The organism is Streptomyces sp. NPDC050448, assembly GCF_040655295.1.
GTDB lineage: Bacteria > Actinomycetota > Actinomycetes > Streptomycetales > Streptomycetaceae > Streptomyces.
On sequence record NZ_JBFAJR010000008.1, the window covers coordinates 179108 to 205033 of the forward strand.

Annotated in this window: 26 protein-coding genes and 2 pseudogenes; 17 read left to right on the forward strand and 11 right to left on the reverse strand. The window is 73.3% G+C overall.

Features of this window, described 5'->3' with window-relative positions; translation table 11 throughout:
- Window positions 1-3 precede the first annotated feature (3 nt).
- The 3 genes from AB0I68_RS13160 to AB0I68_RS13170 all read right to left on the reverse strand — a co-directional run bounded on the left by AB0I68_RS13160 (window position 4) and on the right by AB0I68_RS13170 (window position 3094).
- The gene (locus tag AB0I68_RS13160) at window positions 4-909 is read right to left on the reverse strand and encodes an MBL fold metallo-hydrolase (RefSeq protein WP_363177335.1); all 906 of its coding nucleotides are present in this window, start codon (window positions 907-909) and stop codon (window positions 4-6) included.
- Between the two features lie 30 nt (window positions 910-939).
- Window positions 940-1908, reverse strand: a complete 969-nt coding sequence (locus AB0I68_RS13165; protein WP_363177336.1) for a hypothetical protein — start codon at window positions 1906-1908, stop codon at window positions 940-942.
- A gap of 208 nt (window positions 1909-2116) precedes the next feature.
- A complete protein-coding gene (locus AB0I68_RS13170) occupies window positions 2117-3094 on the reverse strand; it encodes a helix-turn-helix transcriptional regulator (protein ID WP_363177337.1) in 978 nt (325 codons plus the stop codon).
- Between the two features lie 138 nt (window positions 3095-3232).
- Between AB0I68_RS13170 and AB0I68_RS13175 the strand changes: the two genes are divergently transcribed.
- Window positions 3233-3778 (forward strand): SRPBCC family protein, encoded by a 546-nt coding sequence (locus AB0I68_RS13175; RefSeq protein WP_363177338.1) that lies wholly within the window; start codon window positions 3233-3235, stop codon window positions 3776-3778.
- A gap of 837 nt (window positions 3779-4615) precedes the next feature.
- Here AB0I68_RS13175 and AB0I68_RS13180 read toward each other — a convergent pair.
- Window positions 4616-5581 carry a pirin family protein gene (locus tag AB0I68_RS13180; protein ID WP_363177339.1) on the reverse strand — a complete coding sequence of 322 codons (966 nt, stop codon included), beginning with the start codon at window positions 5579-5581 and terminating at the stop codon, window positions 4616-4618.
- Between the two features lie 106 nt (window positions 5582-5687).
- Here AB0I68_RS13180 and AB0I68_RS13185 point away from each other — a divergent pair, with 106 nt between their 5' ends.
- From AB0I68_RS13185 to AB0I68_RS13215, 7 genes are all read left to right on the forward strand, one after another.
- Window positions 5688-6038 (forward strand): tetratricopeptide repeat protein, encoded by a 351-nt coding sequence (locus AB0I68_RS13185; protein WP_363177340.1) that lies wholly within the window; start codon window positions 5688-5690, stop codon window positions 6036-6038.
- Window positions 6039-6122: 84 nt separating this feature from the next.
- On the forward strand, window positions 6123-7319 hold the full coding sequence (locus AB0I68_RS13190) for a methyltransferase (protein WP_363177341.1): 1197 nt from the start codon (window positions 6123-6125) through the stop codon (window positions 7317-7319).
- A 40-nt stretch (window positions 7320-7359) separates the two neighbouring features.
- Window positions 7360-8127 carry a MerR family transcriptional regulator gene (locus AB0I68_RS13195; protein ID WP_363177342.1) on the forward strand — a complete coding sequence of 256 codons (768 nt, stop codon included), beginning with the start codon at window positions 7360-7362 and terminating at the stop codon, window positions 8125-8127.
- 211 nt (window positions 8128-8338) lie between these two features.
- Entirely contained in the window at window positions 8339-8896 is a 558-nt protein-coding gene (locus tag AB0I68_RS13200; protein WP_363177406.1) for a DUF6230 family protein, read from the forward strand.
- Window positions 8887-9402, forward strand: a complete 516-nt coding sequence (locus AB0I68_RS13205; RefSeq protein WP_363177343.1) for a DUF6114 domain-containing protein — start codon at window positions 8887-8889, stop codon at window positions 9400-9402. Before AB0I68_RS13200 ends, AB0I68_RS13205 begins: the two co-directional genes overlap by 10 nt.
- Window positions 9399-10049 carry a hypothetical protein gene (locus tag AB0I68_RS13210; protein ID WP_363177344.1) on the forward strand — a complete coding sequence of 217 codons (651 nt, stop codon included), beginning with the start codon at window positions 9399-9401 and terminating at the stop codon, window positions 10047-10049. The genes AB0I68_RS13205 and AB0I68_RS13210 overlap by 4 nt, the downstream gene beginning before the upstream one ends.
- A gap of 201 nt (window positions 10050-10250) precedes the next feature.
- Complete coding sequence (locus tag AB0I68_RS13215) at window positions 10251-10556, forward strand: DUF2087 domain-containing protein (protein WP_363177345.1); 306 nt, start codon at window positions 10251-10253, stop codon at window positions 10554-10556.
- Between the two features lie 37 nt (window positions 10557-10593).
- Here AB0I68_RS13215 and AB0I68_RS13220 read toward each other — a convergent pair whose 3' ends face one another.
- From AB0I68_RS13220 to AB0I68_RS13240, 5 genes are all read right to left on the reverse strand, one after another.
- Window positions 10594-12024, reverse strand: coding sequence for an NAD(P)/FAD-dependent oxidoreductase (locus tag AB0I68_RS13220; RefSeq protein WP_363177407.1), 1431 nt, complete (start codon window positions 12022-12024; stop codon window positions 10594-10596).
- 143 nt (window positions 12025-12167) lie between these two features.
- Window positions 12168-12575 carry a thioredoxin family protein gene (locus tag AB0I68_RS13225; RefSeq protein ID WP_363177346.1) on the reverse strand — a complete coding sequence of 136 codons (408 nt, stop codon included), beginning with the start codon at window positions 12573-12575 and terminating at the stop codon, window positions 12168-12170.
- 73 nt (window positions 12576-12648) lie between these two features.
- Window positions 12649-14088 (reverse strand): aldehyde dehydrogenase family protein, encoded by a 1440-nt coding sequence (locus AB0I68_RS13230; RefSeq protein ID WP_363177347.1) that lies wholly within the window; start codon window positions 14086-14088, stop codon window positions 12649-12651.
- Between the two features lie 151 nt (window positions 14089-14239).
- A complete protein-coding gene (locus tag AB0I68_RS13235; protein ID WP_363177348.1) occupies window positions 14240-15439 on the reverse strand; it encodes a thiolase family protein in 1200 nt (399 codons plus the stop codon).
- 193 nt (window positions 15440-15632) lie between these two features.
- Complete coding sequence (locus AB0I68_RS13240; protein WP_363177349.1) at window positions 15633-16679, reverse strand: LacI family DNA-binding transcriptional regulator; 1047 nt, start codon at window positions 16677-16679, stop codon at window positions 15633-15635.
- A 153-nt stretch (window positions 16680-16832) separates the two neighbouring features.
- On the opposite strand from AB0I68_RS13240, the pseudogene AB0I68_RS13245 reads away from it, so the two are divergent.
- From AB0I68_RS13245 to AB0I68_RS13265, 5 genes and pseudogenes are all read left to right on the forward strand, one after another.
- Window positions 16833-17084, forward strand: a pseudogene (locus AB0I68_RS13245) (alpha/beta fold hydrolase); the annotation flags it as partial.
- Window positions 17085-17160: 76 nt separating this feature from the next.
- Entirely contained in the window at window positions 17161-18591 is a 1431-nt protein-coding gene (locus tag AB0I68_RS13250; protein ID WP_363177350.1) for an amidase, read from the forward strand.
- Between the two features lie 456 nt (window positions 18592-19047).
- Window positions 19048-19176 (forward strand): annotated as a pseudogene (locus AB0I68_RS13255) (methyltransferase); the annotation flags it as partial.
- Window positions 19177-19227: 51 nt separating this feature from the next.
- Window positions 19228-19662: an ester cyclase gene (locus tag AB0I68_RS13260; RefSeq protein ID WP_363177351.1), complete on the forward strand. Its 435-nt coding sequence runs from the start codon at window positions 19228-19230 to the stop codon at window positions 19660-19662.
- Window positions 19663-19708: 46 nt separating this feature from the next.
- Window positions 19709-20173 carry a type II toxin-antitoxin system PemK/MazF family toxin gene (locus AB0I68_RS13265; protein ID WP_363177352.1) on the forward strand — a complete coding sequence of 155 codons (465 nt, stop codon included), beginning with the start codon at window positions 19709-19711 and terminating at the stop codon, window positions 20171-20173.
- Between the two features lie 21 nt (window positions 20174-20194).
- On the opposite strand, the gene AB0I68_RS13270 is transcribed toward AB0I68_RS13265, so the two are convergent.
- A complete protein-coding gene (locus AB0I68_RS13270) occupies window positions 20195-20335 on the reverse strand; it encodes a hypothetical protein (protein WP_363177353.1) in 141 nt (46 codons plus the stop codon).
- Between the two features lie 48 nt (window positions 20336-20383).
- The gene (locus AB0I68_RS13275; RefSeq protein ID WP_363177354.1) at window positions 20384-21217 is read right to left on the reverse strand and encodes a TIGR02452 family protein; all 834 of its coding nucleotides are present in this window, start codon (window positions 21215-21217) and stop codon (window positions 20384-20386) included.
- Window positions 21218-21348: 131 nt separating this feature from the next.
- On the opposite strand from AB0I68_RS13275, the gene egtA reads away from it, so the two are divergent.
- The 4 genes from egtA to egtD are packed head-to-tail and all read left to right on the forward strand — an operon-like array spanning window position 21349 to window position 25794.
- Entirely contained in the window at window positions 21349-22686 is a 1338-nt protein-coding gene (gene egtA / locus AB0I68_RS13280) for an ergothioneine biosynthesis glutamate--cysteine ligase EgtA (protein ID WP_363177355.1), read from the forward strand.
- Entirely contained in the window at window positions 22683-24005 is a 1323-nt protein-coding gene (gene egtB, locus AB0I68_RS13285; protein ID WP_363177356.1) for an ergothioneine biosynthesis protein EgtB, read from the forward strand. Before egtA ends, egtB begins: the two co-directional genes overlap by 4 nt.
- On the forward strand, window positions 24005-24763 hold the full coding sequence (egtC, locus tag AB0I68_RS13290; RefSeq protein WP_363177357.1) for an ergothioneine biosynthesis protein EgtC: 759 nt from the start codon (window positions 24005-24007) through the stop codon (window positions 24761-24763). The genes egtB and egtC overlap by 1 nt, the downstream gene beginning before the upstream one ends.
- Window positions 24760-25794, forward strand: a complete 1035-nt coding sequence (gene egtD, locus AB0I68_RS13295) for an L-histidine N(alpha)-methyltransferase (protein ID WP_363177358.1) — start codon at window positions 24760-24762, stop codon at window positions 25792-25794. The genes egtC and egtD overlap by 4 nt, the downstream gene beginning before the upstream one ends.
- The last annotated feature ends 132 nt before the right edge of the window (window positions 25795-25926 follow it).

Sequence of the window (25926 nt, forward strand, 5' to 3'; positions counted from 1 at the left end):
GTGTCAGTACCGGGTGAAGGGCGCCCAGCCCTTGATGGCGAATCCGTCTGCGGTGTCCTGGACTTCGAGGGCACTGTGGCCGCTGAGGTGGGCCGGCAGGACGAGGGCTCCTGTGTCGGCGGCCCAGCCGAGCAGCTCGCGGCGGGTGGTGCGTGAGCGTGCCGGGTCCTGGCAGAAGCAGCTGTTGTGATCGGGGTGGGTGACCTGGAGCGGGGTGTGCAGCAGGTCGCCGGCGAAGAGGGCCCGGTCGCTGCCGGAGGCCAGCTTGACGACGGAGGATCCGGGAGTGTGGCCGGGGGCTTCCTCCAGGCGCAGGTGCGCGTCGATGGTGTGGGATCCCTCCCACAGCTGGACCTGGCCGGCGGCGTGCACAGGGACGACGCTGTCCTCGAACACGTTCTCGTTGACGCCGCCCGGGATATCGGGGCCGGCGTCGGGGTTGAAGAACTCGAAGTCGGCCTTGGGCATCAGGTAGGTGGCATTGGGGAAGGTGGGCACCCAGGCGCCGTCGAGCAGGCGGGTGTTCCAGCCGACGTGGTCGACGTGGAGGTGGGTGTTGACGACGAGGTCGACGTCCTCGGGCCGTACGCCGGCGAGGGCGAGCGTGCCGAGGTAGTCCAGGCTGAGGTGGTCCCACGCGGCGACGGCCGGGCGGGCCTTGTCGTTGCCGACTCCGGTGTCGATCAGGATGGTCCGCCCGCCGCTGCGCAACAGCCAGGTCTGCATGGCGACGTGGACCATGGCGTCGTCGGCGCCCAGGTGGTCGGGCACCAGCATGGCGCGGTGCTCCTGCCACGCCTGTGCGGGCAGGTCCGGGAAGAACTGGTCCGCGGGCATGATCGGACCGTGCATCTCCTCGATGCGGGTGACGGTGACATCGCCCAGTGTGATCGTGTGGACGTCCTGCATGGTGCTTCTCCTTACGCGCGGGGGGCGGCCTTACTTGGTCAGGCGGGCGAGCAGCATGTTGGGGTCCTTGGCGGTGAGGTACGCGGCGCTCATCACGTAGACGCTCGTGCCGCTCAGGGCGATGGAGGTGGGGTTCTGCAGGCCGTCGGCCCCGCTCAGCACGATGCTGTGGCTGCCGTCGGGCTGGACGAGCGCGACCTGGCTGGAGCCGTTGAGGGCGGCCAGCAGCTGCTCGCCGCGGCCGGTGAAGGCGAAGTCGTCGATTCCCGGCAGCCCGGTGGCTTCGGTGCGGACCCGGCCGGCACGCCCGTCGCGCTCGACGGGGATGCGCAGGACGGTGCCCTTGTCGAGGTTGGTGGCCCACAGCTCACCCTTGCGGAACTTCAGGCCGTTGGCGCCGAGGAAACCGGCCGGAGCCAGTTCGGGCGCGGTGGACCAGGCGACGGGGGTGCCGCCCCGGGTCGGCACGCGCCAGATGGTGCCCCGTACGGAGTCGGTGATGTACAGGGTGCGGGTGCGCGCGTCCAGGGCCAGGCCGTTGGGCAGGCCGTCCGCCGGGAGCGCGGCGATGCGCTGCGGCCGGCCGCCGGGCCGCAGGCGCCACAGGCCGGTCAGGTCGGGGGTGCCCGTCGCGTACAGGAAGTACAGGGTGGCGTCGGGGGCACGGACGATGCCGGTGGTGAGCGCGAAGCCCAGGACCGGGGTGTGGACGCCGCCGTCGGCGGGAGCGGGCAGGGTGGCCAGGACCTTGGTGACGCCGTCCGGGGTGACCTTGGCGACCTGTCGGCCGGCCGCGAAGGTGACGTACGCGTCGCCTCCCGGCGCCAGGGCGATGTTCTCCGGTGTCCGGCCCTGGGCCGGGTCGAAGTGCACGGCGATCCGCGCGCCGCTCAGCGGCGGAGTGTCGGCCGACGCCTGGGCCGGGCCGAGGGCGACACCTGCTGCGGTGGCCAGGGCGGCCATCATGACGGCGGACCGGGAGAGGTTCTTCTTGAGCATGGTTCCTTCACTCGTTTTCGGGCATGCGGAAGCGGCATGCCGACGCACACAGGGGGGCGGGGGTGCCGGCCGGGGCCGAACGGGCACAAGGCCAGTCCCGGCGGCGGCCGGTCGTCGGCCGTGCCGGGGAGAGACGGGAGAGACGGGCGGGTGTCGGGAGCCCGGTGAGGCGGTGAGGTGGTGAGGTGGTGAGGTGGTGGTGCGCGGGTCAGCCGGCGGTCGCAGACGGGCCGCGCCTGCCCGGATCGGCCGGTCGGGCGTCCCGCGAGGCGGTCCCGCCCGTGGCCGCGGTGGCTTGCCGTGCCGTACGGGATCCGGTGCCCAGGACCGTGGCTTGGGCGGTGGCCTGCGCCAGCAAGGTCACCGCGGCACGGGAGGGCGAACCTTCCTCCGTGGTGGCCACCACGACATTGGGCCCCGGGCCATGGCTCAGGGTCTGCTGAATGACGGTGAGCGCGCCGACCAGCGGGTGCCGCATCTCATAGGAGGCGACGGTGCACGCCCTGACCCGGTGGTCGGCCCACATCGTGGCGAACTCCCGGCTCCGTGAGCTGAGTTCGCCCACCAGGGCGTGCAGCATCGCGTCCTCGGGGTGGCGGCCGGCCACCAGCCGCAGGCTGCCCACCACTGCCCTGGCCTTGCCCGGCCAGTCCGCGTACAGCGCACGGGTGTGGCTGTCGAGGAACACCAGGCGGGCCATGTTGGGAGGCTGCGCCGTCGTCTGCGGGGCGCCGAAGTCCAGATGTCCCGCGAACAGGGCGTGTCCCAGGCGGTTCCACGCCAGTACGTCGCTGCGCAGGCCGAGCACGATCGCCGGTACGTCCGTCAGGACGTCCAGCAACTGACGTGCCGCCTCGCTCACGCGCTCCGGCGCGGGCCGCCGGGCCCGGTGCCGGGGCCGGTCCCTGTCGACCTCGGCCAGGTCGTGCAGGTGGCGGCGCTCGGACTCGTCCAGCCGCAGCGCCCGGGCGATCGCGTCCAGCACCTCCGGTGAGGCGCTCTGCGACTGCCCCTGCTCCAGCCGCGTGTAGTAGGAGGCGCTCACCCCCGCCAGCAGAGCCAGCTCCTCGCGCCGGAGCCCCGGCACCCGCCGGCGCTCGTTGTAGGTGGGCAGGTGGAGGTCCTCGGGGCGCAGCTGGGAACGCCGCGTCTGCAAGAACTCCCCGAGCTGCGATTTCCGGTTCATGGCTCCGAGTATCAACCGCCCCGGGAACAGTCAGCCTGCCCCAGCTGTGGATAGGCACGAGCGGGTCTGGTCCCCCGGCGGCGCGACCGGTCCCATGGACGCGGCCGATCCGGCCGCCCCACGCACCAGGAGGACACCGTGAGCTCCACCACCGGCGAACACGCCCCCCACACCGCACTCGAGACCCTGGACCCGCTCACCTACGCCTTCACCAGGCGGGCCTGGGTCGACGCCCCGCCCGCCCGGGTGTACGAACTGGTCGCCGACGTGTCCGCGATCAGCCGCTGGAGCCCCAACGCGACCCGCGCCGCCTACGACCACGGCGCCGGCCCCCGGCCCGGCGCCTGGTTCAGCGGCCACAGCCGCAAGGACGGCAGGCAGTGGACCACCCGCTCCCAAGTCGTACGCGCCGACCCGGCAAACGCGTTCGGCTTCGTCGTCGGCGGCGCCGAGGACGGCATCGTCGGATGGGACTGGACCTTCCGGCCCCAAGGACGCGGCACGATCGTCCAGCAGTCCTGGCGACTCCTGCGCCTCGACCCGGTCCTGGGCACCACCCACACCGACCTGGACGCCCTGCGCGCCTACATGGCCAACAGTGTGGAAGCCACCCTGGCCTCCCTGGCCCAGTGGATCGCCGAGGACCGCAAGCCATCCACGGTGGTCCCCGACGCCCACGCCTGACGAGTCCGGATGTGAGCGGCAGACGCCGCCCGCCCGCCGCACTGCGGAGCCGGCCTCCGGCCCGACCGGCTGGCCGACCCGCCACTCGTCCTCGGCCACCGCGGCGGGGCCCGCCTGCTCCTTCGCCGGCGACAACGTCGCGGCGGAAGCCGTCATCCGCGCGGCTATCCGGCCTTGACGTCTCGGGTGTATCCGGCCGTCAGTCCTCCTTCTCGTCGTCCTCGATCGCCATCGCCGAGCCTCAGCTCAGGATCGTCCTCATCGAGGGTGAGGCCGGCGAGGCCACCCGGCTCGACCACCTCGGCGTCGAGGTCGCCTCCACCGAGGAGGCAGGAGGAGAGCACCGAACCGACGCCAACGGTCTCGGGGTGTGCCTGCGGCAGCTGAACGGCGCCCCTCACCCTTCTTCCGGCTCGTCCTCCTGCGCGGCGTCCGGGTCGCGCAGGAGGCACAGCCCCTGGCCAGGCGCAGGACGAACGCCGCCCCCAGTGGGGTCGGGTGGCCCTCACGCCCGAACATTCGCAGCAGGTCGCAGGCGCGCACCTGGGCAACCCGCGGGCCTGGCCCGCCGACCACCTCGACCTCTTGGCGGACCACACACCGGTCGGGTTCTCCGACCGCATGGACGCGGTCACCCAAAATCTAACTACTCGTCAGCAAAGTCAGCAACAGGTCAGCATTCGTCCGACCAAAGTTGATTACGGCCTGCAACACGTGAGACTCGACCACCGGCGCCGAAGGCTGTCACACCGCGTTCGGCACCCTCCCCTCCGAAGCCCGAAGCGGAGGGCTGGGCGCGAGCATCACACCCAGCCCGGGTGCGAACAAAGAAGCAGGTCAACGCACCCTTCCCCTGGACTTCAGGTGGGTCGGAGGCAGAGCGGGGGCCGGAAGCGGAGGGCCGTCGTAGCCCTTCACCTCGCCGAAGCGCGACCCGTTCATCCAGTCCTCACGGGCCTGCGCGATATCCTCGTGCGACCGTCCGATCCAGTTCCAGAACATCACGATCTCCTCCTCGAACGGCTCGCCGCCCAGCAGCATCAGGCCGGCGTCCGAGGACGCGCGCAGGGGAAGTTCCGTGCGGCCGCAGCCGAGGTAGAGCATCGAGCCCGGGAGGACCGGGACGCCGTCCACGTGGGCCTCCCCCGACATCGACAGGACCGCGTACTCGAAGTCCGGGTCGAGCGGGAGCCGGGTCTCCGTGCCCGCCGCGAGGGCGAGGTCCGCGCCGACGATCGGGCTGTACGCCGTGCCCGGCGAGGTCGCCGTGTCAACGGTGCCCAGGATGACCGTGGCGGTCAGCCCCGGGGCGGTCACGTGCGGGAGCTCCGCGTGGTGCTGGAAATGGGGTTCCACATGGCGGTGGGCCTCCGGAAGGGCCACCCACAGCTGGGCCCCGTGCAGGAGGCGGCCGTGCGAGCGGGGGCTCTCCTCGGAGTGGCTGATGCCGCGGCCGGAGGTCATCAGGCCGAGCTCGCGCGGGCGGATCGTCTCGAGGCTGCCCACGCTGTCCCGGTGCAGCACCTCGCCGTCGTGGAGCCAGCTCACGGTCTGGAGCCCGGAGTGGGGGTGCGGGGCAACCTGCATGCCGGGCTCGTCGGCGATGTCGTCCGGGCCGTAGTGGTCGACGAAGCACCAGGCACCCACCATGCGGCGGCCCAGGTTCGGCAGGAGTCGGCGGACCTCGGTGGACTCCCCGAGCTTGACCGTGCGCGGGCTGAGGAGCTCGCGGACGGGTTCGGCCACGACGAATCCGCGGCCGCCGCAGGCGGAAAGAGCGGGCTGGCGATCGAGATTGCTCATGCCGCACAACTTAGTACCGACACCAGCGCCGTGTTCGGTGGAATGTCCGGCTGTCGTCACGTGTTGGACGGGGCGAACGCACCACCTGAACGGCGGAAGGGACGCGATGAACGCGCCGACGACGTACTTCGAGCACGGGACGGCAGCCGAGCGCTGGGAGCGGGCCCGGCTCTTCTTCGACGCGAAGGAGTACACGACGGCCGCGGGCATCCTGGTCGCGCTGGCCGACGAGGCCCCCGAGCAGCTGGCACCCCGGCTCCTGCTGGCCCGCGCCTACTACCACTCCGCCCAGCTGTCCCGCGCCGAGCGGGAGCTCCGCGCCATCCTCGAGCGCTGGCCGGTGGAGGACTACGCGCAGCTGATGCTCGGCCGGACGCTGGAGCGCCGGGGCCGGGCCGCGGAGGCGGTTGCGTACCTGCGGCTCGCCGCCGCCATGGCCGGCGAGTTCCCCGAGTAGGCGGGGCGAGTACGAGGAGAAAGAGCGGCGCCTCGGCCCGTGTGTGCCGGGGCGGGCGGCCGCCTCGGTTAGCCTGGAGGCACGATGAACCGTCTGACCACGCCTTTCGGCTCCTACGAGCTCACCCGCTTCCCCGAAGACCCGCGCGACCAGCTCCGCGCCTGGGACGCCGCCGACGAGTACCTGCTGCGCCACCTCGACTCCGGTACGGGGGAACACGGCCCGGTGGACCTCGCCGGCGCCGGGCAGATCACCGTCCTCGGGGACCGCTGGGGGGCGCTGACGACGGCACTGGCCGCCTATCACCCGACGCAGATCACCGACTCCTACCTCGCCCGGGCCGGCACCGCGGCGAACCTGGACCGCGCCGGGATCGGCACCGCCAAGGCCACGGTGCGGCTGCTGACCACGCAGGACGCACCGCCCGAGCGGATCGACGTACTCCTCGTCCGGGTGCCCAAGAGCCTGGCGCTGCTGGAGGACCAGCTGTACCGGCTGGCCCCGCACGTGCACGCGGGCACCGTCATCGTGGGCACGGGCATGGTCAAGGAGATCCACACCTCCACGCTGAAGCTCTTCGAGCGGATCCTCGGCCCGACCAGGACCTCGCTCGCCGAGAAGAAGGCCCGGCTGATCTTCTGCACGCCGAGCGCCACCTCGACGCGGGCCGTCGACCCCTGGCCGGTGACGTACACGCTGGACGAGGACGCGGGCTCGGGCGCCGGCCTGACCGCCGTCAACCACGCCGGGATCTTCTGCGCGGACCGGCTCGACGTCGGAACCCGCTTCTTCCTCCAGAGCATCCCCACCAACACGAACGGCGCCCGGGTCGTGGACCTCGGCTGCGGCAACGGCATCGTCGGTACGGCGGTCGCGGTCGCGGACCCCGACGCGGAAGTCGTGTTCACGGACGAGTCGTACCAGGCGGTCGCCTCGGCGAAGGCCACGTTCCGCGCCAACGTCCAGCGCGAGCGCGAGCGGGCCGACTTCCTCGTCGGCGACGGCGTGGCCATGCTGGACCCGGGCTCGGTCGACCTGGTGCTGTGCAACCCGCCGTTCCACTCCCACCAGGCGACGACGGACGCGACGGCGCTGCGCATGTTCGCGCAGTCGCGCAAGGTGCTGCGGACGGGCGGTGAGCTGTGGGTGGTCGCCAACCGCCACATGGGCTACCACACCCACCTGCGCCGCCTCTTCGGCAACAGTGAAGTCGTCGCGAGCGAGCCGAAGTTCGTGGTGCTGCGGGCGGTCAAGCAGGAAGTGCGGCCACGCCCCATGTGACCTGCCGGTACATCCGCCGGTACGTCCTACACTCGGCCGCGTGAGCAGCCTGGTACGAGAAGACGGCACGGACGACGACGCGAACCGCCGGCGCTACCGCCGGGAGGACCTGGCCCGCGCGGCCGGCGTCAAGGTGCGCAACCTGCGCTACTACCAGGAGCGCGGGCTGCTCCCGCCGCCGCGCCGCGAGGGCCGGATCGCGTGGTACTCCGCGGACCACCTGACGCGGCTGCGGCTGATCAGCGATCTGCTGGGGCGCGGGTACACCGTCAACGGCATCGCCGAGCTGCTGCACGCCTGGGAGGCGGGCGGCGGCCTGTCCCAACTGCTGGGCCTGGAGCGGGCGATGACCCGGGACTGGGTCCAGGAGGAGCCGGTCACCATGACCCTGGCCGAGCTGCGCGAGCTGTTCGGCCCGGCGGCGACGGCCGAGGACACCCGGCGGGCCGCGGAGCTGGGGTACGTGACGATCGACGGCGACCGGGTCACGCACCAGAGCCGGCGGCTGCTGGAGGCGACGCTCACGCTGGTGCGGCAGGGCGTGCCGCTGGCGGAGATCCTCGATGCGGGGGACTTCTTACAGACGCAGGCGGCCGCGCTCGCGGACCGGTTCGTCGCACTGTTCCGGCGGCATGTGATCGGCCCGGACGGGCTGGAGCAGCTTTCGGCCACGCAACTGGATCACATCGCGGACGCGGCGGCGGCACTGCGTCCGGTGGCGGGCGAAGTCGTGGCCGCGGAGTTCGCCCGGGCGATGGCCCGGCGGGTGGAGGCGGAGGTCGCCGAACTGCTGCGCGCGGAGCAGTGACCGATCGGTAGGAGTCGGCCGAAAGGGCACGCTCGAACAACCTTGCCAACCCCCATTGGCACTCTTACATTCAACTCGTCGGTAACAACGGTGCACAGCCGAAATAAGGGACGATCTCATGGCAGATTCCCCCAACTTATCGGATTCATCCGCCCCGCCCGGCAGAGAAGACGAGGGAGGCGGCCGCGTCCGCTGGCGCCGCTTCGCCGTCCTGACCGTTCCCGCCGTCGCCGTGACCGCAGGCCTCGGCATCGCCCTCGCGCAGGGCGCGCTCGCCGCCTCGTTCGCCGTGTCGGGCCAGCAGTTCAAGGTGTCGGCGACGAGCCTGGAGGGCGAGGGCTTCGCCCAGTACGGCAGCATCGACGTCAACGCCCGCGAGGAGCTCATCCCGGTGGCGGTCACCGCCATCAAGGAGGCCAAGCTCCACAGCCTCTGCCAGTCGGTGGTGACCACGCTCCCGGTCGTCGGCGACATCTCGCTGAACCTCACCGCCGGAAAGAAGACCCCCGTCGAGGCCAGCAACCTGTTCGTCGACGCCACCCAGCTCTCCGGCAACGCCGTCTTCACCAACATCGAGATCGGCCGCGACGCCTCGACCCTCGACAAGGGGCCGACGGAGGCCGTGGGCATGCAGGACCTGTTCGCCCAGCAGGCGGACACCGTCAGCATCACCGATCTGCAGCAGACGGCATGGGCCACGAACGCGGGCACCTTCAAGCTCTCCGGGCTGAGCATGAACATCAGCAAGGGCAAGAAGGAATGCTTCTGAGCCGCCGGCGGCGGTGGCGGCAGTGGCGGCGGGGCAGGCCGTTCTGGGGAGGGCTCTTCGCCCTCCTCGCCGGGGCCGAGATCTGCGCCCTGCCGCTGGCACCGCTGAAGGTGATGCTCCAGCAGGGCGTCGCGGGCATCCCGTCCGTCCTCATGGGCATCGTCATGATCGTGCTCGGCCTCACCGCCTGGTTCTCGCCCGCGCAGCGCAGCCTCGCCGGCGTCCTCACCACGCTCATCGCGACCGCCGCGCTGGTCCTGTCGAACCTCGGCGGGTTCCTGATCGGCACCCTGCTCGGGATCCTCGGCGGCGGCCTCATGTTCGCCTGGCAGCCGCACGCCGCCCCGCGCCCCTCCCCCACACCCTCCGCACCCGCACCCCCGCCCTCCGCGCCGCAACCCCCCGCATCGCACTCCCCCGTACGGCCGCAGTCCCCCGCCTCGCCGCAGTCCCCCACCCCAACCGGCACCACTGCGCACCCCGATCCCCAAGGAGCACAGCCATGAGCCGCACGCGTACCGCGCTCGCCCTCGGGTTGGCCGCCGCCGGAGCACTGTCGGTGGCCTCGGTCACCGCCACCGCCGCGCCGTCTCCGTCGGCCGGGCCGACCACCGTCACCCCGGCCGGACACTCCTTCACGGCCACCCTCAGCGGGAAGGCCACCCTCAAGGCCGGGTCGGTGACCGTGACCTGTACGGTCTCCGTCTCCACCGGCACGGTCCCGGCCGCCCCCGGCAACAGCAACCCCGCCGGGCCCGTCTCATCGCCGATCTCGCCGCCGACGTACAGCTCGTGCACCTCCGGCATCCCGGGCGTGACCCCGACGGTCACCACCAGCGGTTCCTGGTCGGTGTCGATGCAGGACGGCTCCCCGATCACCGCCACCATGACCGTCCCGGTCGGCGGGCTCGTCGTGCACACGACCGGCCTGGCCACCTGTACCGTCACCGCGGCCCCGTCCGCCCCGGCGAACGTCGCCGGGACCTGGGCGAACGGCGCCCCGCCGAGCCTGACCTTCGCCAACGCCTCCGTACCGGTCACGGTCACCGGCGGGTTCGGCTGCCCGACCAGCGCGACCTCGTCCACCTTCAACGCCGTGTACAAGGTCACCGACACGACCGACCCGGCGCAGCAGATCACCGTCGGCCCCTGACGGGCGCCGGCCCGCGTACGAGGAGGCCCGCCGGCCCCGGATCGCTCCGGGGCCGGCGGGCCTTGCGCACATCGGCGGCCCACTGAGCCGGCGTAGCTCCACCAACCGCCCGGTTCGGACTCGGCCTCGATCAGCAGCGGTCACCAGACGTCCAGGAAAATCCGTTGCCCGGAGTACGGGAGGTCGGACAGGCTCGCTGCCATGTCACAGAGCGCCCTTCCGCCCCACACCGCGCAACCGAGTACGCCACGCACCGTGGCCGACCTCTTCTCCGGCGGCCGGATCACCGCGATCCCGCGCAAGGCCGCCCGCCGCGAGCAGTTGCTCGCCCACCTCGCCGAGACCCTCTTCGCGGCCGACCGGGCATACACGGAGCCCGAGGTGAACGACGCGCTGCGCACCGTGCACGATGACTTCTCGGCGCTGCGGCGGTACCTGATCACCTCGGGCCTGCTGACCCGCACCCGGGACGGCGGCAGCTACCGCCGGGCCACGGCCACCCGCTGACGGCCGTCACCCGGCCCGCCCGGCGCCCCGGACTCCGCTACCCGCGGTACGTCTCCAGCAGCCTGAGCCAGATCTCGCTGATCGTCGGGAAGGCCGGGACCGCATGCCACAGCCGCTCGATCGGGACCTCCCCCGCGACCGCGACGGTGGCCGCGTGCAAGAGCTCGGCCGCGCCCGGGCCGACGAAGGTGGCCCCGAGGAGCACCTCCCGGTCCAGGTCGACGACCATCCGGGCCCGGCCGCGGTACCCGTCGGCGTACAGGCCCGCGCCCGAGACCTTGCCCAGGTCGTAGTCGACGGCGCGCACCCGGTGGCCGGCCCGCTCGGCCTCGGCGAGGGTGAGACCCACCGCCGCCGCCTCCGGGTCGGTGAACACCGCCTGCGGCAGGGCCTGCGTATCGGCGGTCGCCGCGCACGCGCCCCAGCGGCCGGTGTCGAGCGCGCTGCTGCCCGCCGCGCGGGCCGCGATGGCGGCGCCCGCGATCCGGGCCTGGTACTTGCCCTGGTGGGTCAGCAGCGCGCGGTGGTTCACATCGCCGACGGCGTAGAGCCAGTCGTGGCCTTGGACCCGGCAGCTGTCATCGACCGGAATCCAGTCGCCCGGCGTCAGCCCGACGGTGTCCAGCCCGATGTCCTCGGTACGCGGCGAGCGGCCGGTCGCCATCAGCAGCTCGTCGCCCTCCAGGAACTCACCGCCCTCCAGTACGACCCGGACGGGCCCGGTCGAGCCGTCCCGTACGACGGCTTCGACGGAGACTCCCGTACGGACCACCGCGCCGGCCTCGCGCAGCGCCTCGGCGACCAGCTCTCCGGCGAAGGGCTCCATCCGCGGCAGCAGCCCGGTGCCGCGTACGAGGACCGTGACCTGCGAGCCGAGGGCCTGCCAGGCCGTGGCCATCTCGGCGGCCACCACCGAGCCGCCCACGATCAGCAGCCGGCCCGGCGCCTGCTGGGCGGAGGTGGCCTCGCGGCTGGTCCACGGCCGCGCCCCGGCGAGCCCGGGCACGTCCGGGACCATGGCGCGGGTACCGGTGGCGACGACCACCGCGTGCCGGGCGGAGAGCACGTGGTGCTCCCCCTCGGGGCTGGTGACGGCGACCTTGCGGACGCCGTACAGACGGCCGTGGCCCCGGTAGAGGTGGGCGCCGATCGAGTCCAGCCAGTCGACCTGGCCCCCGTCCTTCCAGCTGCCGGTCCAGTAGTCGCGGTGCGCGAACACGGCCGCCGCGTCCAGCGGCCCCTCGACGGCGCCTGCGAGGCCCGGTACGCGGCGGGCATCGGCCCTGGCCAGCGCGGGGCGCAGCAGCGCCTTGCTCGGGATGCAGGCCCAGTACGAGCACTCACCGCCGACGAGTTCGCCCTCCACCAGGGCCGTGGTCAGCCCGGCGGCGCGGGTCCGGTCCACGAGGTTCTCGCCGGCCGGTCCCCCGCCGAGCACCACGACGTCGTACTCCACCGCTTCCGACACAGTCACCTTCCGGGGTTCCAGGGGCTCATGTCCCTGTCACCTTACGTGTGCACCGCGGGAGGAGCGGGAGACGCGCGGCACCGCGCCGGAGCACACGCGCGGCACCGCGCCCGGGCGCACGCGCGCCCGGGCACGGCCGGAGCTCAGGCCTCCGTCGTACCGGCGGACCCCGCCGCGCCCTCCTGGCCCCCCTGCTGCGACGCGGCGATCTTCGCGCGCACCTCGTCCATGTCCAGCGCCCGCGCCTGCCCGATGATGTCCGTCAGCGCGGCCTCCGGCAGGGCTCCGGGCTGCGCGAAGATGGCCACCTGGTCCCGGACGATCATCAGCGTCGGGATCGAGGTGATCTGGAAGGCGGCGGCCAGCTCTTGCTGCGCCTCCGTGTCCACCTTGGCGAAGACCAGGTCGGGGTGGGCCTCCGAGGCCTTCTCGTAGACCGGGGCGAACTGCAGGCACGGCCGGCACCAGCCCGCCCAGAAGTCGATCAGCACGAACGGGCTCTCGCTGACCGTCTGGTCGAAGTTGTCCTTGGTGAGCTCGACAGTAGCCACGGCTTCCAGACCTCCTGAGTGGTTCGTATGCACCGTGAACGATCGGCAGGCCCCGCGCATTCCGCTGCGGCACTCAGAAGGGGTGCCCCGCCGGGGCCGAGCGGACCGTGGTCCAGCGCAGCTCCGTGAAGGCGTCCAGGTTCGCCTCGCCGCCGAACCGGGCCCCGGTGCCGGAAGCGCCGACCCCGCCGAAGGGGGCCACCGCCTCGTCGTTCACCGTCTGGTCGTTGACGTGCGCGATCCCGGTCGGGATCCGCCCGGCGAACTCGAGCCCGCGCGCCGCGTCCCGGGTCACGATCCCGAGGGAGAGGCCGTACGGGCCGGCCGAAGCCAGGGCCACCGCCTCCTCCTCCGTCGCGAAGGACCGTACGGGCGCCACCGGGCCGAAGACCTCCTCCGCGTAGGCGGGGGTGTCGTCGGCGACGCCCGCCAGCACGGTCGGCCGGTAGAACAGCCCCTCGTGGGTGCCCCCGGCGACGAGCTTGGCGCCCTGCTCCGTACTGGCCTCGACGAGGCCGTGGACCCGCTCCAGCTGGCCGCGGTCGATCAGCGGGCCCAAGTGCACCCGGTCGCGGTACGGGTCCCCCACCGCCAGCGTCTCGGCCCGCGCGGCGAGCCGCTCGACGTACTCGTCGTAGAGCGAGGCGTGGACGAGGTGCCGGCCGGCCGTCATGCAGATCTGGCCCTGATGGAAGAACGAGCCCCAGGAGGCCTGCGCGACAGCGGCCCCGACATCGGCGTCCTTGAGCACGACGAGGGCGGAGTTTCCGCCCAACTCCAGGTGTGCACGCTTGAGATGACGGCCCGCCATCTCCCCGACGACCCGTCCGGCGGCCGTGGACCCGGTGAACGACACCACCCGTACCAGTGGATCGGCGACCACGGCGGCCCCGGTCTCCACGCCCCCGGGCAGCACGTGCAGCAGCCCGCCCGGCAGGCCGGCGGCGGCGAAGACGGCGGCAAGCGCGAAGCCGCCGCACACTGCGGTGCGCCGGTCCGGCTTGAGCAGCACCGCGTTGCCGAGGGCCAGAGCCGGGGCGACCGAACGGATCGCCAGGATCAGCGGGGCGTTGAACGGGGCCACCACGCCCACCACTCCGGCCGGGACCCGGCGGGTGAAGGAGAGGCGCGGCGCCTCGCTCGGCAGCACCTGCCCGGCCGGGCGGGAGGCCAGCGCGGCGGCCTCGTAGCACTCCTGCGCGGCGACGTGCAGCTCGAAGTCGGCCTTGCCGGGTATGGAGCCGGACTCCCGCACCAGCCAGTCCCGCAGCTCCTCGGCGTGGGCGGCGAACAGGTCACCGGCGCGGCGCAGCACGGCGGCACGCTCCGCGTACGTGGCCCGTGCCCAGTCGTGCTGGGCGGCCCGGGCCCGTACGGCGGCCTCCGCGACATCGGCGGGGGCGGCCAGTTCGAGGGTGGCGAGGGTACGGCCGGTGGCGGGTTCGACGACCGGGGCGGCGCCTCCGGTGAGGGTCGGTCCGTCCTGCCAGAGCGTCGGTTCGAGGAGCGGCATGGCGCGGGGCCTCCGGGTGGGGATGGGCGGGGCAGGGGGCGGCAGCACGCGCCATCGTGCCAGACCGGAGGCACCGCATCTGTTCAGTTATTGGGCAGTTGACGAGTCGCCGTGACCGGAAACGATCGACGGCCCTGCCGTGTACGCCAGTTCAGCGCTCCAGGACGAGCGCGATCCCCTGCCCGACCCCGATGCACAGCGTCGCCATGCCGGTACCCGAGCCGGCCGCGGCCAGTTGGTGCGCCACCGAGCCGGCCAGCCGCGCCCCGGAGGCGCCGAGCGGGTGGCCGATCGCGATGGCGCCGCCCCGCGGGTTGACCACGGCCGGGTCCAGCTCCGGCCAGGCCGCCAGGCAGCCCAACGCCTGTGCGGCGAAAGCCTCGTTGAGCTCGAGGGTGGTGAGGTCGGCCAGGCTCCGGCCCGCCTTGGCGAGGGCCCGCTGCACGGCGTCGACCGGGCCCAGGCCGAAGAGCTGGGGCTCGATGCCGGTGACCGCGGAGGCGCTGATCCGGGCGAGCGGCTCCCGGCCGGTGGCCGCCAGCCCCTCCTCGTCCGTCAGCAGCAGCGCCGCGGCGCCGTCGTTGAGCGGGGAGGCGTTCGCGGCCGTGACCGTACCCGTGCCGTCCGTCCGGAAGGCGGGCTTCAGCCGGGCCAGCGCCTCGGGGGTGGAACCCTCCCGGATGCATTCGTCGCGTACGAGGTCCACCCCGGGGTACGGGACGACCTCGTCGTCGTACAGCCCGGCGGTCCAGGCCGCCGCGGCTTTGCGGTGGCTCTCCAGGGCGAAGAGGTCCTGGGCCTCGCGGGTGATGCCGTGCTTCTCCGCGACGAGTTCGGCGCCCTCGCCGAGCGAGCCCGTCCATTCCGCGGGCATGCGCGGGTTGGTCATCCGCCAGCCGAGGGTGGTGGACCACATCTGCTGGTGGCCGGCCGGGAAGGGCCGTTCGGGCTTCTGCACCACCCAGGGGGCGCGGCTCATCGACTCCACGCCGCCCGCGATGGCGACGGAGGCGTCGCCCAGCGCGATCGCCCGGGCGGCCTGGATCACCGCTTCGAGACCCGACCCGCAGAGCCGGTTGACGGTGACCCCGGGGACGGACACCGGGAGCCCGGCGAGCAGGACGGCCATCCGGGCCACGTCGCGGTTGTCCTCGCCGGCGCCGTTGGCGTCGCCGAAGACGACGTCGTCGATCCGCGCGGGGTCGAGGTCGGGCGTACGGTCCACCAGCGCACGCACGACGTGCGCGGCGAGGTCGTCCGGGCGGACCCCGGCGTAGGCGCCGCCGAACTTGCCGATCGGGGTGCGGACGGCGTCGACGACGTAGACGTCGCGGACGGTGCGGATGCTCATCGGGGCTCTCCTGGGCGGATCCGTACGGGCGGCGCCGGGGCGGTGCCGCGGTCGGCACCCGGTCCGGCGCCGGGCGCGCCCGGTGGGGCGCGCCCGCAGTTTCCGTCCGCAGGTCACCGCCTGTCAACGGCCCTCTGCCGGCCAGGGGCGGGCGACCCCCGCCGACCGGGGGCGGACCGTCACGGGACTGCCGTCAGGTCGACTCCCGGTGGATGGCCACGGCGGCCGTCAGGTCGTGCCGCTGCATGATCTCGGACGGCTCGCGGACCGCCTTGTCGACCAGCGCGGCCAGGTGGTCCCCGGTGGGCAGCTCGATCTGCACCGTGCTCAGCCGGGGCCGCAGCAGCCTGCCGATGAGCAGGTCGTCCGCGCCCATGACCGCGACGTCCTCGGGGACCCGCAGGCCCTCGTCCAGCAGGGCGCGCATCAGCAGCATCGCGTACTCGTCGTGGTAGGCGAACACCGCGCCCAGGCCGAGGGAGCGCCAGCGGGCCGCGAGGGCGGCGGCCGACTCCTCCGAGTAGGCCATCGGGAGCGGCTCGATCACGGCGTCCGCGATCGAGCGGGCGCCCTCCAGCCGGGGGGCGGAGAAGAGCTCCAGCCCCTCCTCCTCGGGGACGACCACGCCGATCCGCCGGTGGCCCCGCTCGACGAGGTGGGCGGCGGCCCGGGCGCCGACCTCGGTCTGGTCCATGACCAGGGCGTGGGCCCCGGGGACGCCGACCGGTCCCATCGTTATCACCGCGCGGGCGCCGGCCCGCTTGAGGGTGGCCACGTTGTGCGCGGACAGGGCGATCTCGCCGAGGGAGATCACCGCGACCGGGCGCAGCTCGGCCCAGGCGCGGGCGGCCTCGTCACCGCTGAGACCGAGGCTGCCGTACTGGACCACGGTGTAGTCGAGGCGGCGCAGCGACCACTGGAGCTCGTTGAGGAAGGCGCTGTAGAGCGGGCCGATCGGCACGTGCGAGGTGGGCAGCAGCACGATCCGGGTGTGCCCGGCGCGCAGGCTGCGGGCGGCGGCGTGCGGCACGTACCCGAGTTCCTCGGCGGCCCGGCGGACCTTGCGGCGGGTCGGTTCGCTGATACGTACGGCTTCCGCGTTGTTCAGGACGTACGAGACCGTCGCGCGCGACACGCCTGCGAGACGGGCCACGTCGGCGCTGGTCGGCACGGGGGCCGGCGCAGAGGAAGGCGTCGGGGCCGGGGAGGACGGCTTCGGCGATTTCGATGACTGTGACATTGCCGTGGCATCTTTCCAGACCGATTGCGTCCGGGGGCTGGCGCATGGCCGGAAACGAATGCTACACAGTGCTCACACGATTCATTGACACGTGTAACCGCGATGACGCACCCGTTCCCCGCGGCGTCGCAGCACGTGAAAGGCATCAGCGCCGTGCAGCTGCACACCCACACCTGGGGCGCGGGCGACCGCGTCGCACTCCTGATCCACGGCATGATGGCCGACCACCGGACCTGGCGCCGGGTGGGTCCGGCCCTCGCCGGGCGCGGCTACCGCGTCATCGCCGTGGACCTGCGGGGCCACGGCGCCAGCGGGCGCGGCGCGTACAGCCCCGAGCTCTTCGCGGACGACGTGGCCGAGACCCTGCCGGCCGGCGCCGACCTCGCCATCGGCCACTCGCTGGGCTGGATCCAACCGCTCTAGCCACCCTCGGCCCCTCCCCGTTACCTTCGGTCCTACCGAGCGGTAACGGGGAGGTCCGATGTCGGTGACGTCAGGTTCCAAGGCTTCAACTGTCCCTTCTTTCTCTGCCGGTCTGGTGGACACGGCGAGGGCACTCGCCGAAGGAGGTGTCTCCGCACGCCGGTTGACCGAGGAGGCGCTGGAGCGGATCGCGGCCGCGCAGCCCGAGCTCAACGCCTTCCGGATCGTACGGACCGAGGCCGCGCTCGCCGAGGCGGACGCGGCCGACCGGCGACTGGCCGCCGGCGAGCGGCTCCCGCTGCTCGGCGTGCCGGTGGCCGTCAAGGACGACATGGACGTGGCCGGGGAGCCGACCGCGTTCGGCTGCGCCGGGGAGTTCCCGCCGAAGACCGCCGACAGCGAGGCCGTACGGAGGCTGCGCGCGGCCGGCGCGATCGTCGTCGGCAAGACCCACACGCCCGAGTTGGGGCAATGGCCCTTCACCGAGGGCCCGGCGTTCGGCGCAACCCGCAATCCGTGGAACCCTGCCTACACGCCCGGCGGCTCCTCCGGCGGCTCGGCGGTCGCCGTGGCCGCGGGGCTCGTCCCGGCGGCGCTCGGATCCGACGGGGCGGGTTCGGTCCGGATCCCCGCGGCCTGGACCCACCTGGTGGGCGTCAAACCGCAGCGAGGACGCATCTCCACCTGGCCGGAGCCGGAGTCGTTCCACGGGCTGACGGTCAACGGCGTCTTGGCCCGCACCGTCGCCGACGCGGCGCTCCTGCTGGACGCGGCGAGCGGCCCCGATCCCGGCGACCTGCACCGCCCGGCCCCGATCTCGGCGGTCGAGGCGACCCGCCGCACTCCGCGCCGGCTGCGCATCGCCCTGTCGTTCGGGATGGCGTTCACGGCGACGCCGAAGTCCCTTGATCCGGAGGTCCGTTCGGCGGTGGAGCGACTGGCCGGGCGGCTGGAGTCCCTGGGCCACGAGGTGGTCCCGGAGGACCCGCGCTACGGGCAGATCGGCCTGGCCTTCGTCCCCCGGGCGACCAGGGGCGTACGGGACTGGGCGTCCCGGGTGCCGGACCCCGCCCTGCTGGACCCGCGCACGCACGAGGCGATGCGCACGGGGCGGATCCTGGGCGGGCTGCCGCTGCGGGTGTCCCGCCGGGCGGAAGTCGTGCTGCGGCGGCGGGTCGGAGAGATCTTCGGCCGGTTCGACGTGGTCCTGACCCCGACGACGGCCACTCCACCGCTGCGGATCGGAGCCCTGGACGGGCTGGGGGCGATGGCCACGGACCGGGCGATGATCGCGGCCTGCCCGTACGCCTGGACGTGGAACGTCCTGGGCTGGCCGGGGGTGAACATCCCGGCGGGATTCACGGACACGGGCCTCCCGATGGGAGCCCAACTCCTGGGCCCGGAGGGAGCGGAGCCACTACTGCTGGGCCTGGCTGCGCAGGTGGAAGCGGCGGAGGGCTGGGCGGAGCGGCGGCCGGGCGGGGGGTGAGACCACGGGGTGGGGTGGGGTTGTCCGGACCGGGCGAGTCGGCGGCGGCTGAGCCGACCGGGACACGAGGAGCGCGCTCCGTCGACTCGGCGCCGAAGGCCGCGGGGCGCGGGGCGCGGGTTGCACGCACCCGGCGACGGGTGACCTGAACGGGACGCCAGAGACGGAGCCGCGCACTCGGCACCAGAACAGCCGACCGGCGGCGCGGGGCGCGGGTTGCACGCACCCGGCGACAGGCGGCCCGACCGGGACGCCAGGGACGGAGGCCGCGCACTCGGCACCAGAACAGCCGACCGGCGCCAAGGATCGGGATCCGTGCACTCGGCGCCGGAACAGTCCATCGGGAATTCGAGGGCGGGGTCCGTGGACTCCCGACCAACCCCACAGGCCCCGAGCACATGGACCCCGACCCCACCCTCCCGACCAACCTCCCGACCCCGACTCGCCAGACCCGCCCCCACCCTCCAGGGCGTCCGCCGGTTCACCGAACTCATCGCCGAGCACCCGCGGTTGACCGCCACCGCCCTCCAGACCGTCGGCAGCAAGGGCTACGACGGCCTCGTCTTGGCCCTGGTCACCGACTGACCTGCACCCCGCCGTATGCTCGCGTCGACCAACGACCCATGGGGGAACGGCATGAGCACGATGGTGGAAGACAACAAGCAGACGGTACTCGGCTTCTTCGAGGCCGTCAGCGAGCGCCGACCCGGCGCCCTGCCGACGTTCATGGCCGCGGACGTCGTCGACCACAACAAGATCATCCATGGCGAGGCCGACGAGCCCGGCGCCGCCTTCGACGGCATCCGCAGCCAGCTCGCCGCCTTCCACCCGCTCGTCGTCCAGGTGGACGAACTCGTCGGCGAGGGCGACCGCGTCGTCGCGCGCGTCACCCAGCGCGGCACCCACAGCGGCACGCACCCGCGGATGCCGCAGCCGACCGGGCGCGACTTCGAGGTGGAGGCCATCTGGATCTTCACGCTCGCAGAGGGGAAGATCGCGGAGATCCGGGCGGTCAGCGACCGTCTCGGCATCTTCCTCCAGCTGGGCTGGGACTGGCCGCAGGCGGACTGACCACCCGTCCCGCACCGAGGACGCCCGAACCAGTAACCTCACCCGAATGACGGCACTTTCCCACCACAGCTCCGACCCCATCGAGCAGCCCGGGCGCGACGGGGCCACCGCCACCGCCGAGGCCGATCCGCATGCCATCGGGCCCGTGCGCACCGAGTACGCGCCCGACAAGGACGGTGATCCCGACCCCGGCGAGATCGTCTGGACCTGGGTCCCGTTCGAGGAGAACGACGGCCGCGGCAAGGACCGCCCGGTCCTGGTCGTCGCCCGGGAGGCGGGCGGACGGACGCTGCTCGCCGTACAGCTGTCCAGCAAGCGGCACGACAACGACCGGGAGTGGGTGCCGATCGGGACCGGGCCGTGGGACGGGGCCGGGCGGGAGTCCTGGGTCGACGTGGACCGGGTGCTGCGCGTGCACGAGGCGGGCATGCGGCGCGAGGCCTGCGCCCTGGACCGGGGCCGGTTCCAGCTGGTCGTGAACCGGCTCCGCGAGCGCTACGGCTGGCGGTAGCGCGCCGGACGAGTCGGCAGATCAGCCGCCGGGACCGCCGGGGGCGGCCAGCCCGCTCTCGGCGTAGTGCGGCCAGCGGCCGGCGTGGGCGGCGGGCAGGGCGAACTCGGCGGCGATGTCGTCGAACAGGGCATCGGTGTCGGCCACACGACGTTCGGTCACACGCCGAGTAGGGCGGGCCCCACTGACACCCGCCCGACCCCCGCCCCCCTACGCCCCGAACCCTGCGAAGGCCCGCTCGAACGCCTCCCGGGGCCCCGGATTGCGGTCCAGTACCCCGAACACCACGCGTTCGAAGACCCCCGCGAAACGGCCGGCCAGCAGCGCCCGGAAGGCTTCGGCGACCTCCGCGGGGTCGTTCTGGAACACCCCGCACCCCCACGCCCCGAGCACCAGCCGCGGGTACCCGTGCAGTGTCGCCGTCTCCAGGACGCGCTCCGCGCGCCGGGCCAGGGCCGCCGGGATCTCGGCGGTGCGCTCCGGCTCCTGGCGGCGGATGGTGCCCGCGTTCGGCGCCGGGGAGGTGAGGAAGCCCGCGTGGAAGGGGGTGTCCAGCAGTTCGCCCCGGTCGTCGCGGAAGACGGGGACCCCGGGCGAGTGAATCACCCGGTCGGTGTAGAAGGTGCTGCGCCCCGCGCGGTGGACCTCGTAGTACTCCGGGGCCTCGAGCAGGGTCTCGTACAGGGCCGAGGCGCGGCACAGCGCCTCCTCCTGAGCCTTGGCCCCGCGGAGGTAGCCGCCCCCGGGATTGCGGGCCGAGGCGAAGTTCAGGACGGCCACCGGGACCGGCTCCGATCCGTCCGCGGCGAGCCTACGGGCTGCGACCGTGCTGCTCTCCCCCGTGACCTCGACGGCCGTCTCGCGGCCTCCCGGGGGAAGGTTTTCGTCTGGAATGATCTGGTTTGGCCCATATATCCTTGTTCTGGCCCTGGATTCCGCCAGGGCAGCGGCGAGGGAGACCTGCCGCCCGGATCGCGTCCGGTATCCCCCGGCCGCCACGATGGTCGCGTTCTCGCGCGCGATCTCACGCAATCTGCTGCTCACGTCGCCATCATCGGCAGTGCGGGTCACCCGCGGCCAGAGATTTTTTCCGCGTAGTGGCCCGTTCCCACCTTTCAGGCCGACAAGGACGGGTAGGCATGGTCAAGTCACAACACTGGACAGGAGACCCGGCCATGCCTCAAGGCTCATCGGCACCACCTACCTCCCAGACCCCAGGCGCCTCACCCGCACTCAGTGAAACCGCCGCCGAGGACCTGGTCCACGGCATCTGTTTCAAGACCGGGCCGCCCCGCACCCTCGGTGCCGAGCTCGAATGGCTCGTACTGGACGCCGAGCGACCCGGCGAGATACTGCCGCCCGACCGGCTGACCGCCGCCCACGAGGCGGCCCGTGCCCTGCGCCTGCACTCCCGGCTCAGCATCGAGCCCGGCGGCCAGCTGGAGCTCAGCTCGGCCCCCGCCCCCTCCCTCTCCGGCTGCGTGGACGGCCTGCAGGCCGATCTCACCGCCGTACGGACCGCCCTGCGGTCCCAGGGCCTGGTCTTGCACGGGACCGGCCGGGATCCGCGCCGGCCGCTGCGCCGGCTGCTGTCCAGCCCGCGCTACGACGCGATGGAGATCCACTTCGACCGCACCGGCCCGGCCGGACGGGCCATGATGTGCTCCACGGCTTCCGTGCAGGTCTGCGTGGACGCCGGGTACGAGGAACCGGGTCCGCTCGGGCACGGCCGGCGCTGGCGGCTGGCACATCTGCTGGGCGCCGTGTTCGTGGCGGCCTTCGCCAACTCCCCCGCGCACGAGGGCCCGTACGCCGGCTGGCGGTGCGCCCGCCAGGGGATCTGGAGCGATCTCGATGCCCGGCGCGCGCTCGCCCCGCCGCCGGACGCCGAGCCGCGGGCCGGGTGGACCCGGCACGCGCTGGACACCGAGGTGATGTGCGTGCGGTCGCACGACGGCGGGCCGTGGGCGGTCCCGCCCGGCCTGACCTTCCGCGACTGGCTCCGGGCCGGCGGCGCCGCCGACGGCACCGGGAGCGCCGACGGCCCACCCGCCCTCCGGCCGCCCACCGCCGAGGACCTGGAGTACCACCTGACCACGCTGTTCCCGCCTGTACGCCCGCGCGGACACCTGGAGTTCCGGATGATCGACGCCCAGCCCGGCGACGACGGCTGGCTGGTTCCGGTGGCCGTCGTGCACGCGCTGTTCGACGACCCGGAGGCCGCCGAGGGCGCGTACCGGGTGGCGAAGGCGCTGGCCGACACCCACGGGTCGCGGCCCGCGCCGCGCAATCCCCTGTGGCAGTCCGCCGCCCGGCACGGCCTGGCCGATCCGGAGCTGCGCACGGCCGCGGCGGCGCTCTTCCGGGCCGCCGCCGAGGCGCTGCCTCGCCTCGGCGCGAGCCGGCACGTCCAGGACGTGGTCGGCGCCTTCACGGAGCGCTTCGTACTGCGCGGCCGATGTCCCGCCGACGACGGATACCTGCAGCTCACCGGGACGGGGGCACGCTCATGACCACTTCACCCGCCACGGAGCCGGCGCCCGCGGACCTGCGCGAGCGGGCCGTCGAGGCCCTGACCGCCGCCCGCGCCCGTACGGCGCTGCTCACCGACGCGGTGAGCGACCGGGACCTCGTCGAACAGCACTCCCCCCTGATGTCCCCGCTGGTCTGGGACCTGGCGCACATCGGGAACCAGGAGGAGCTCTGGCTGCTGCGCAACGTGGCCGGGCAGGCGTCCCTGCGCCCCGAGATCGACCCGCTCTACGACGCCTTCCGGCATCCGCGCTCCGAGCGGCCGAAACTGCCCCTGCTGGGACCGGCGGAGGCCCGGCGCTACACGGCCGAGGTCCGCGGGCGCGTCTTCGACCTGCTGGAGCGCACTCCGCTGGAGGGCTCGGCGCTGCTGGACGACGGCTTCGCCTTCGGGATGATCGCCCAGCACGAACAGCAGCACGACGAGACAATGCTGATCACCCATCAGCTGCGGCGCGGCGGTCCGGTGCTCACCGCCCCGGATCCGGATCCGCCGCAGGGCGCGGCGCCGGCCGCCGCCGAAGTCCTGGTGCCCGGCGGCCCGTTCACGATGGGCACGTCGGCCGAGCCGTGGTCGCTGGACAACGAGCGGCCCGCGCACACCCGGGACACCGGGCCGTTCTGGATCGACACGGCGCCGGTGACCAACGCCGCGTACCAGGCGTTCCTCGCGGACGGCGGCTACCGGGACGACCGCTGGTGGGCTGCCGAGGGCTGGGAGCAGATACGCCGGCACGGGATCGAGGCACCGCTGTTCTGGCGCCGGGAGGCCGGGCAGTGGCTGCGCCGCCGGTTCGGCGTGACCGAGCCGGTGCCCGCCGACGAGCCCGTGCTCCACGTCAGCTGGTACGAGGCGGACGCGTACGCCCGCTGGGCGGGGCGCCGGCTGCCCACGGAGGCGGAGTGGGAGAAGGCCGCCCGGCACGACCCGGCCACCGGCCGCTCCACCCGCTACCCCTGGGGCGATGAGGACCCGACCCCCGCGCACGCCAACCTGGGCCAGCGCCACCTGCGCCCGGCCCCGGCGGGCAGCTACCCGGCCGGGGCGTCCCCGCTCGGGGTGCGCCAGCTGATCGGCGACGTGTGGGAGTGGACCTCCTCCGATTTCCTGCCGTACCCGGGGTTCAGGGCCTTCCCGTACCGCGAGTACTCGGAGGTGTTCTTCGGTCCGGAGCACAAGGTGCTGCGCGGCGGCTCGTTCGCCGTGGACCCGGTGGCCTGCCGGGGCACCTTCCGCAACTGGGACCTGCCGGTGCGCCGGCAGATCTTCTCCGGCTTCCGGACCGCGAGGGACGCCTGATGTGCCGTCATATCGCGTTCGTAGGCCCGGAGGTGCCTCTGGCGCGGCTGCTGAGCGAGCCGGAGCACTCCCTCGTGCGGCAGTCCTGGGAGCCGCGCCGGCAGCGCCACGGAACGGTCAACGCCGACGGCTTCGGCGTCGGCTGGTACGCGGAGGGCGACCCGGTCCCCGCCCGCTACCGGCGGGCCGGGCCGATCTGGGGCGACCTGAACTTCGCCGATCTGGCCCGCACGGTGCGTACGCGGGCCGGGCTGGCCGCCGTACGGGACGCCACCGTGTTCGGGGCGGACGGGGAGGCCGCGGCGGCGCCGTTCGCGTCCGGGCCGTGGCTGTTCAGCCACAACGGCGCGGTGCGCGACTGGCCGGACGCGGCGGCGCCGCTCGCGGCCGCCCTGCCGCCCGAGGTCCTGCTGTCCCTGGCCGCGAGCACGGACTCGGCGCTGATCTGGGCGCTGGTGCTGCACCGGCTGCAGCGGGGGGACGACCTCGGCACGGCGCTCGCCGAGCCGGTGCGGGAGTTCGCGGCGATCTCGCCCGACTCCCGGCTGAACCTGCTGCTCACCGACGGCACCGGCATCGCCGCGACGGCCTGGGGCGATTCGCTCTGGTACCTGACCGACACGGCGGCGCAGCGCACGGTGGTGGCGTCCGAGCCGTACGACGACGATCCCCGCTGGTGCGAAGTACCCGACCGGACCCTGCTGACCACCCATGGCACACGGGTCGCCCTGACCCCGCTGAAGGAGACCTCCCCGTGAGCGACTTCCAGTTGACCCGCACCCTCGACGAACACGCAGCCGAGACCGCGCTGCGCGCGGACGTCCTGCACGGATTGACGGTGTCCCCCAAGGTGCTGCCGCCCAAGTGGTTCTACGACGCCCGGGGAAGTGAACTCTTCGAGGAGATAACCCGGTTGCCGGAGTACTACCCGACGCGCGCCGAGCGGGAGATCCTGCTGGCTCGGGCCGGGGAGATCGCCTCGGCGAGCGGGGCGCGCACGCTGGTGGAGCTGGGCTCCGGCTCCTCGGAGAAGACCCGGCACCTGATCGAGGCGATGCCCGCGCTGGACACGTACATCCCGGTGGACGTCAGCGGGAGCGCCCTGGAGGGAGCGGCCGAGACGCTGCTGGCGGAGCACCCGGGGCTGCGGGTGCACGCGCTGGTGGCCGATTTCACGAAGCCGTTGCGGCTGCCGGACACGCCCGGCCCCCGGCTGGTGGTGTTCCTCGGCGGCACGATCGGCAATCTGCTGCCGCCGGAGCGAGCCGCGTTCCTGGCCTCCGTACGGGCGATGCTGTCGCCCGGGGACGCCCTGCTGATGGGGACGGACCTGGTGAAGGACGAGGCCGTGCTGGTGGCCGCGTACGACGACGCGCAGGGGGTGACGGCCGAGTTCAACAAGAACGTCCTGACCGTCGTCAACCGGGAGTTGGGCGCGGACTTCCACACCGACGACTTCGCGCACGTCGCGGTGTGGAATCGGGAGCAGGAGTGGATCGAGATGCGGCTGCGGGCCCGGTCGGAGCTGGTGGTGAAGGTCCGGGCGCTGGATCTGGTGGTGCCGTTCGGGGCGGGTGAGGAGATTCTGACGGAGGTCTCCGCGAAGTTCCGTCAGGAGGGCGTACGGAAGGAACTCGCCGAGGCCGGGCTTGAGCTGACCCAGTGGTGGACGGATGCCGAGGGCCGCTTCGCGCTGTCCCTGGCGGTGGCCGACGGCGAGGCCGGCTGGGCCGGCACCCCTGCGAGCAGTGAGGAGGCGGGGACGGAGCCGACGGCGACGGCCGCCTGAGCCGCGGCCGCGAGCTCCCGCCGGTCCGTGTGACGGCCCGGCGGGATCCGCGGCAGCAGCCGGACCTCGGCCCGCACCCCGCGGGCCCGGGCGATCCGCCACAGGGAGGCGGTCAGCGGATCGTCCCCGACG

What these genes read in the sequence shown, in the direction of transcription:
- AB0I68_RS13160 (WP_363177335.1), bottom strand. Translation starts at nt 909, where the DNA reads ATGCAGGACGTCCACACGATCACACTGGGCGATGTCACCGTCACCCGC.
- AB0I68_RS13165 (WP_363177336.1), bottom strand. Translation starts at nt 1,908, where the DNA reads ATGCTCAAGAAGAACCTCTCCCGGTCCGCCGTCATGATGGCCGCCCTG.
- AB0I68_RS13170 (WP_363177337.1), bottom strand. Translation starts at nt 3,094, where the DNA reads ATGAACCGGAAATCGCAGCTCGGGGAGTTCTTGCAGACGCGGCGTTCC.
- AB0I68_RS13180 (WP_363177339.1), bottom strand. Translation starts at nt 5,581, where the DNA reads ATGAGCAATCTCGATCGCCAGCCCGCTCTTTCCGCCTGCGGCGGCCGC.
- AB0I68_RS13185 (WP_363177340.1), top strand. Translation starts at nt 5,688, where the DNA reads ATGAACGCGCCGACGACGTACTTCGAGCACGGGACGGCAGCCGAGCGC.
- AB0I68_RS13190 (WP_363177341.1), top strand. Translation starts at nt 6,123, where the DNA reads ATGAACCGTCTGACCACGCCTTTCGGCTCCTACGAGCTCACCCGCTTC.
- AB0I68_RS13205 (WP_363177343.1), top strand. Translation starts at nt 8,887, where the DNA reads ATGCTTCTGAGCCGCCGGCGGCGGTGGCGGCAGTGGCGGCGGGGCAGG.
- AB0I68_RS13210 (WP_363177344.1), top strand. Translation starts at nt 9,399, where the DNA reads ATGAGCCGCACGCGTACCGCGCTCGCCCTCGGGTTGGCCGCCGCCGGA.
- AB0I68_RS13215 (WP_363177345.1), top strand. Translation starts at nt 10,251, where the DNA reads ATGTCACAGAGCGCCCTTCCGCCCCACACCGCGCAACCGAGTACGCCA.
- AB0I68_RS13230 (WP_363177347.1), bottom strand. Translation starts at nt 14,088, where the DNA reads ATGCCGCTCCTCGAACCGACGCTCTGGCAGGACGGACCGACCCTCACC.
- AB0I68_RS13235 (WP_363177348.1), bottom strand. Translation starts at nt 15,439, where the DNA reads ATGAGCATCCGCACCGTCCGCGACGTCTACGTCGTCGACGCCGTCCGC.
- AB0I68_RS13240 (WP_363177349.1), bottom strand. Translation starts at nt 16,679, where the DNA reads ATGTCACAGTCATCGAAATCGCCGAAGCCGTCCTCCCCGGCCCCGACG.
- AB0I68_RS13250 (WP_363177350.1), top strand. Translation starts at nt 17,161, where the DNA reads ATGTCGGTGACGTCAGGTTCCAAGGCTTCAACTGTCCCTTCTTTCTCT.
- AB0I68_RS13260 (WP_363177351.1), top strand. Translation starts at nt 19,228, where the DNA reads ATGAGCACGATGGTGGAAGACAACAAGCAGACGGTACTCGGCTTCTTC.
- AB0I68_RS13265 (WP_363177352.1), top strand. Translation starts at nt 19,709, where the DNA reads ATGACGGCACTTTCCCACCACAGCTCCGACCCCATCGAGCAGCCCGGG.
- egtA (WP_363177355.1), top strand. Translation starts at nt 21,349, where the DNA reads ATGCCTCAAGGCTCATCGGCACCACCTACCTCCCAGACCCCAGGCGCC.
- egtB (WP_363177356.1), top strand. Translation starts at nt 22,683, where the DNA reads ATGACCACTTCACCCGCCACGGAGCCGGCGCCCGCGGACCTGCGCGAG.
- egtC (WP_363177357.1), top strand. Translation starts at nt 24,005, where the DNA reads ATGTGCCGTCATATCGCGTTCGTAGGCCCGGAGGTGCCTCTGGCGCGG.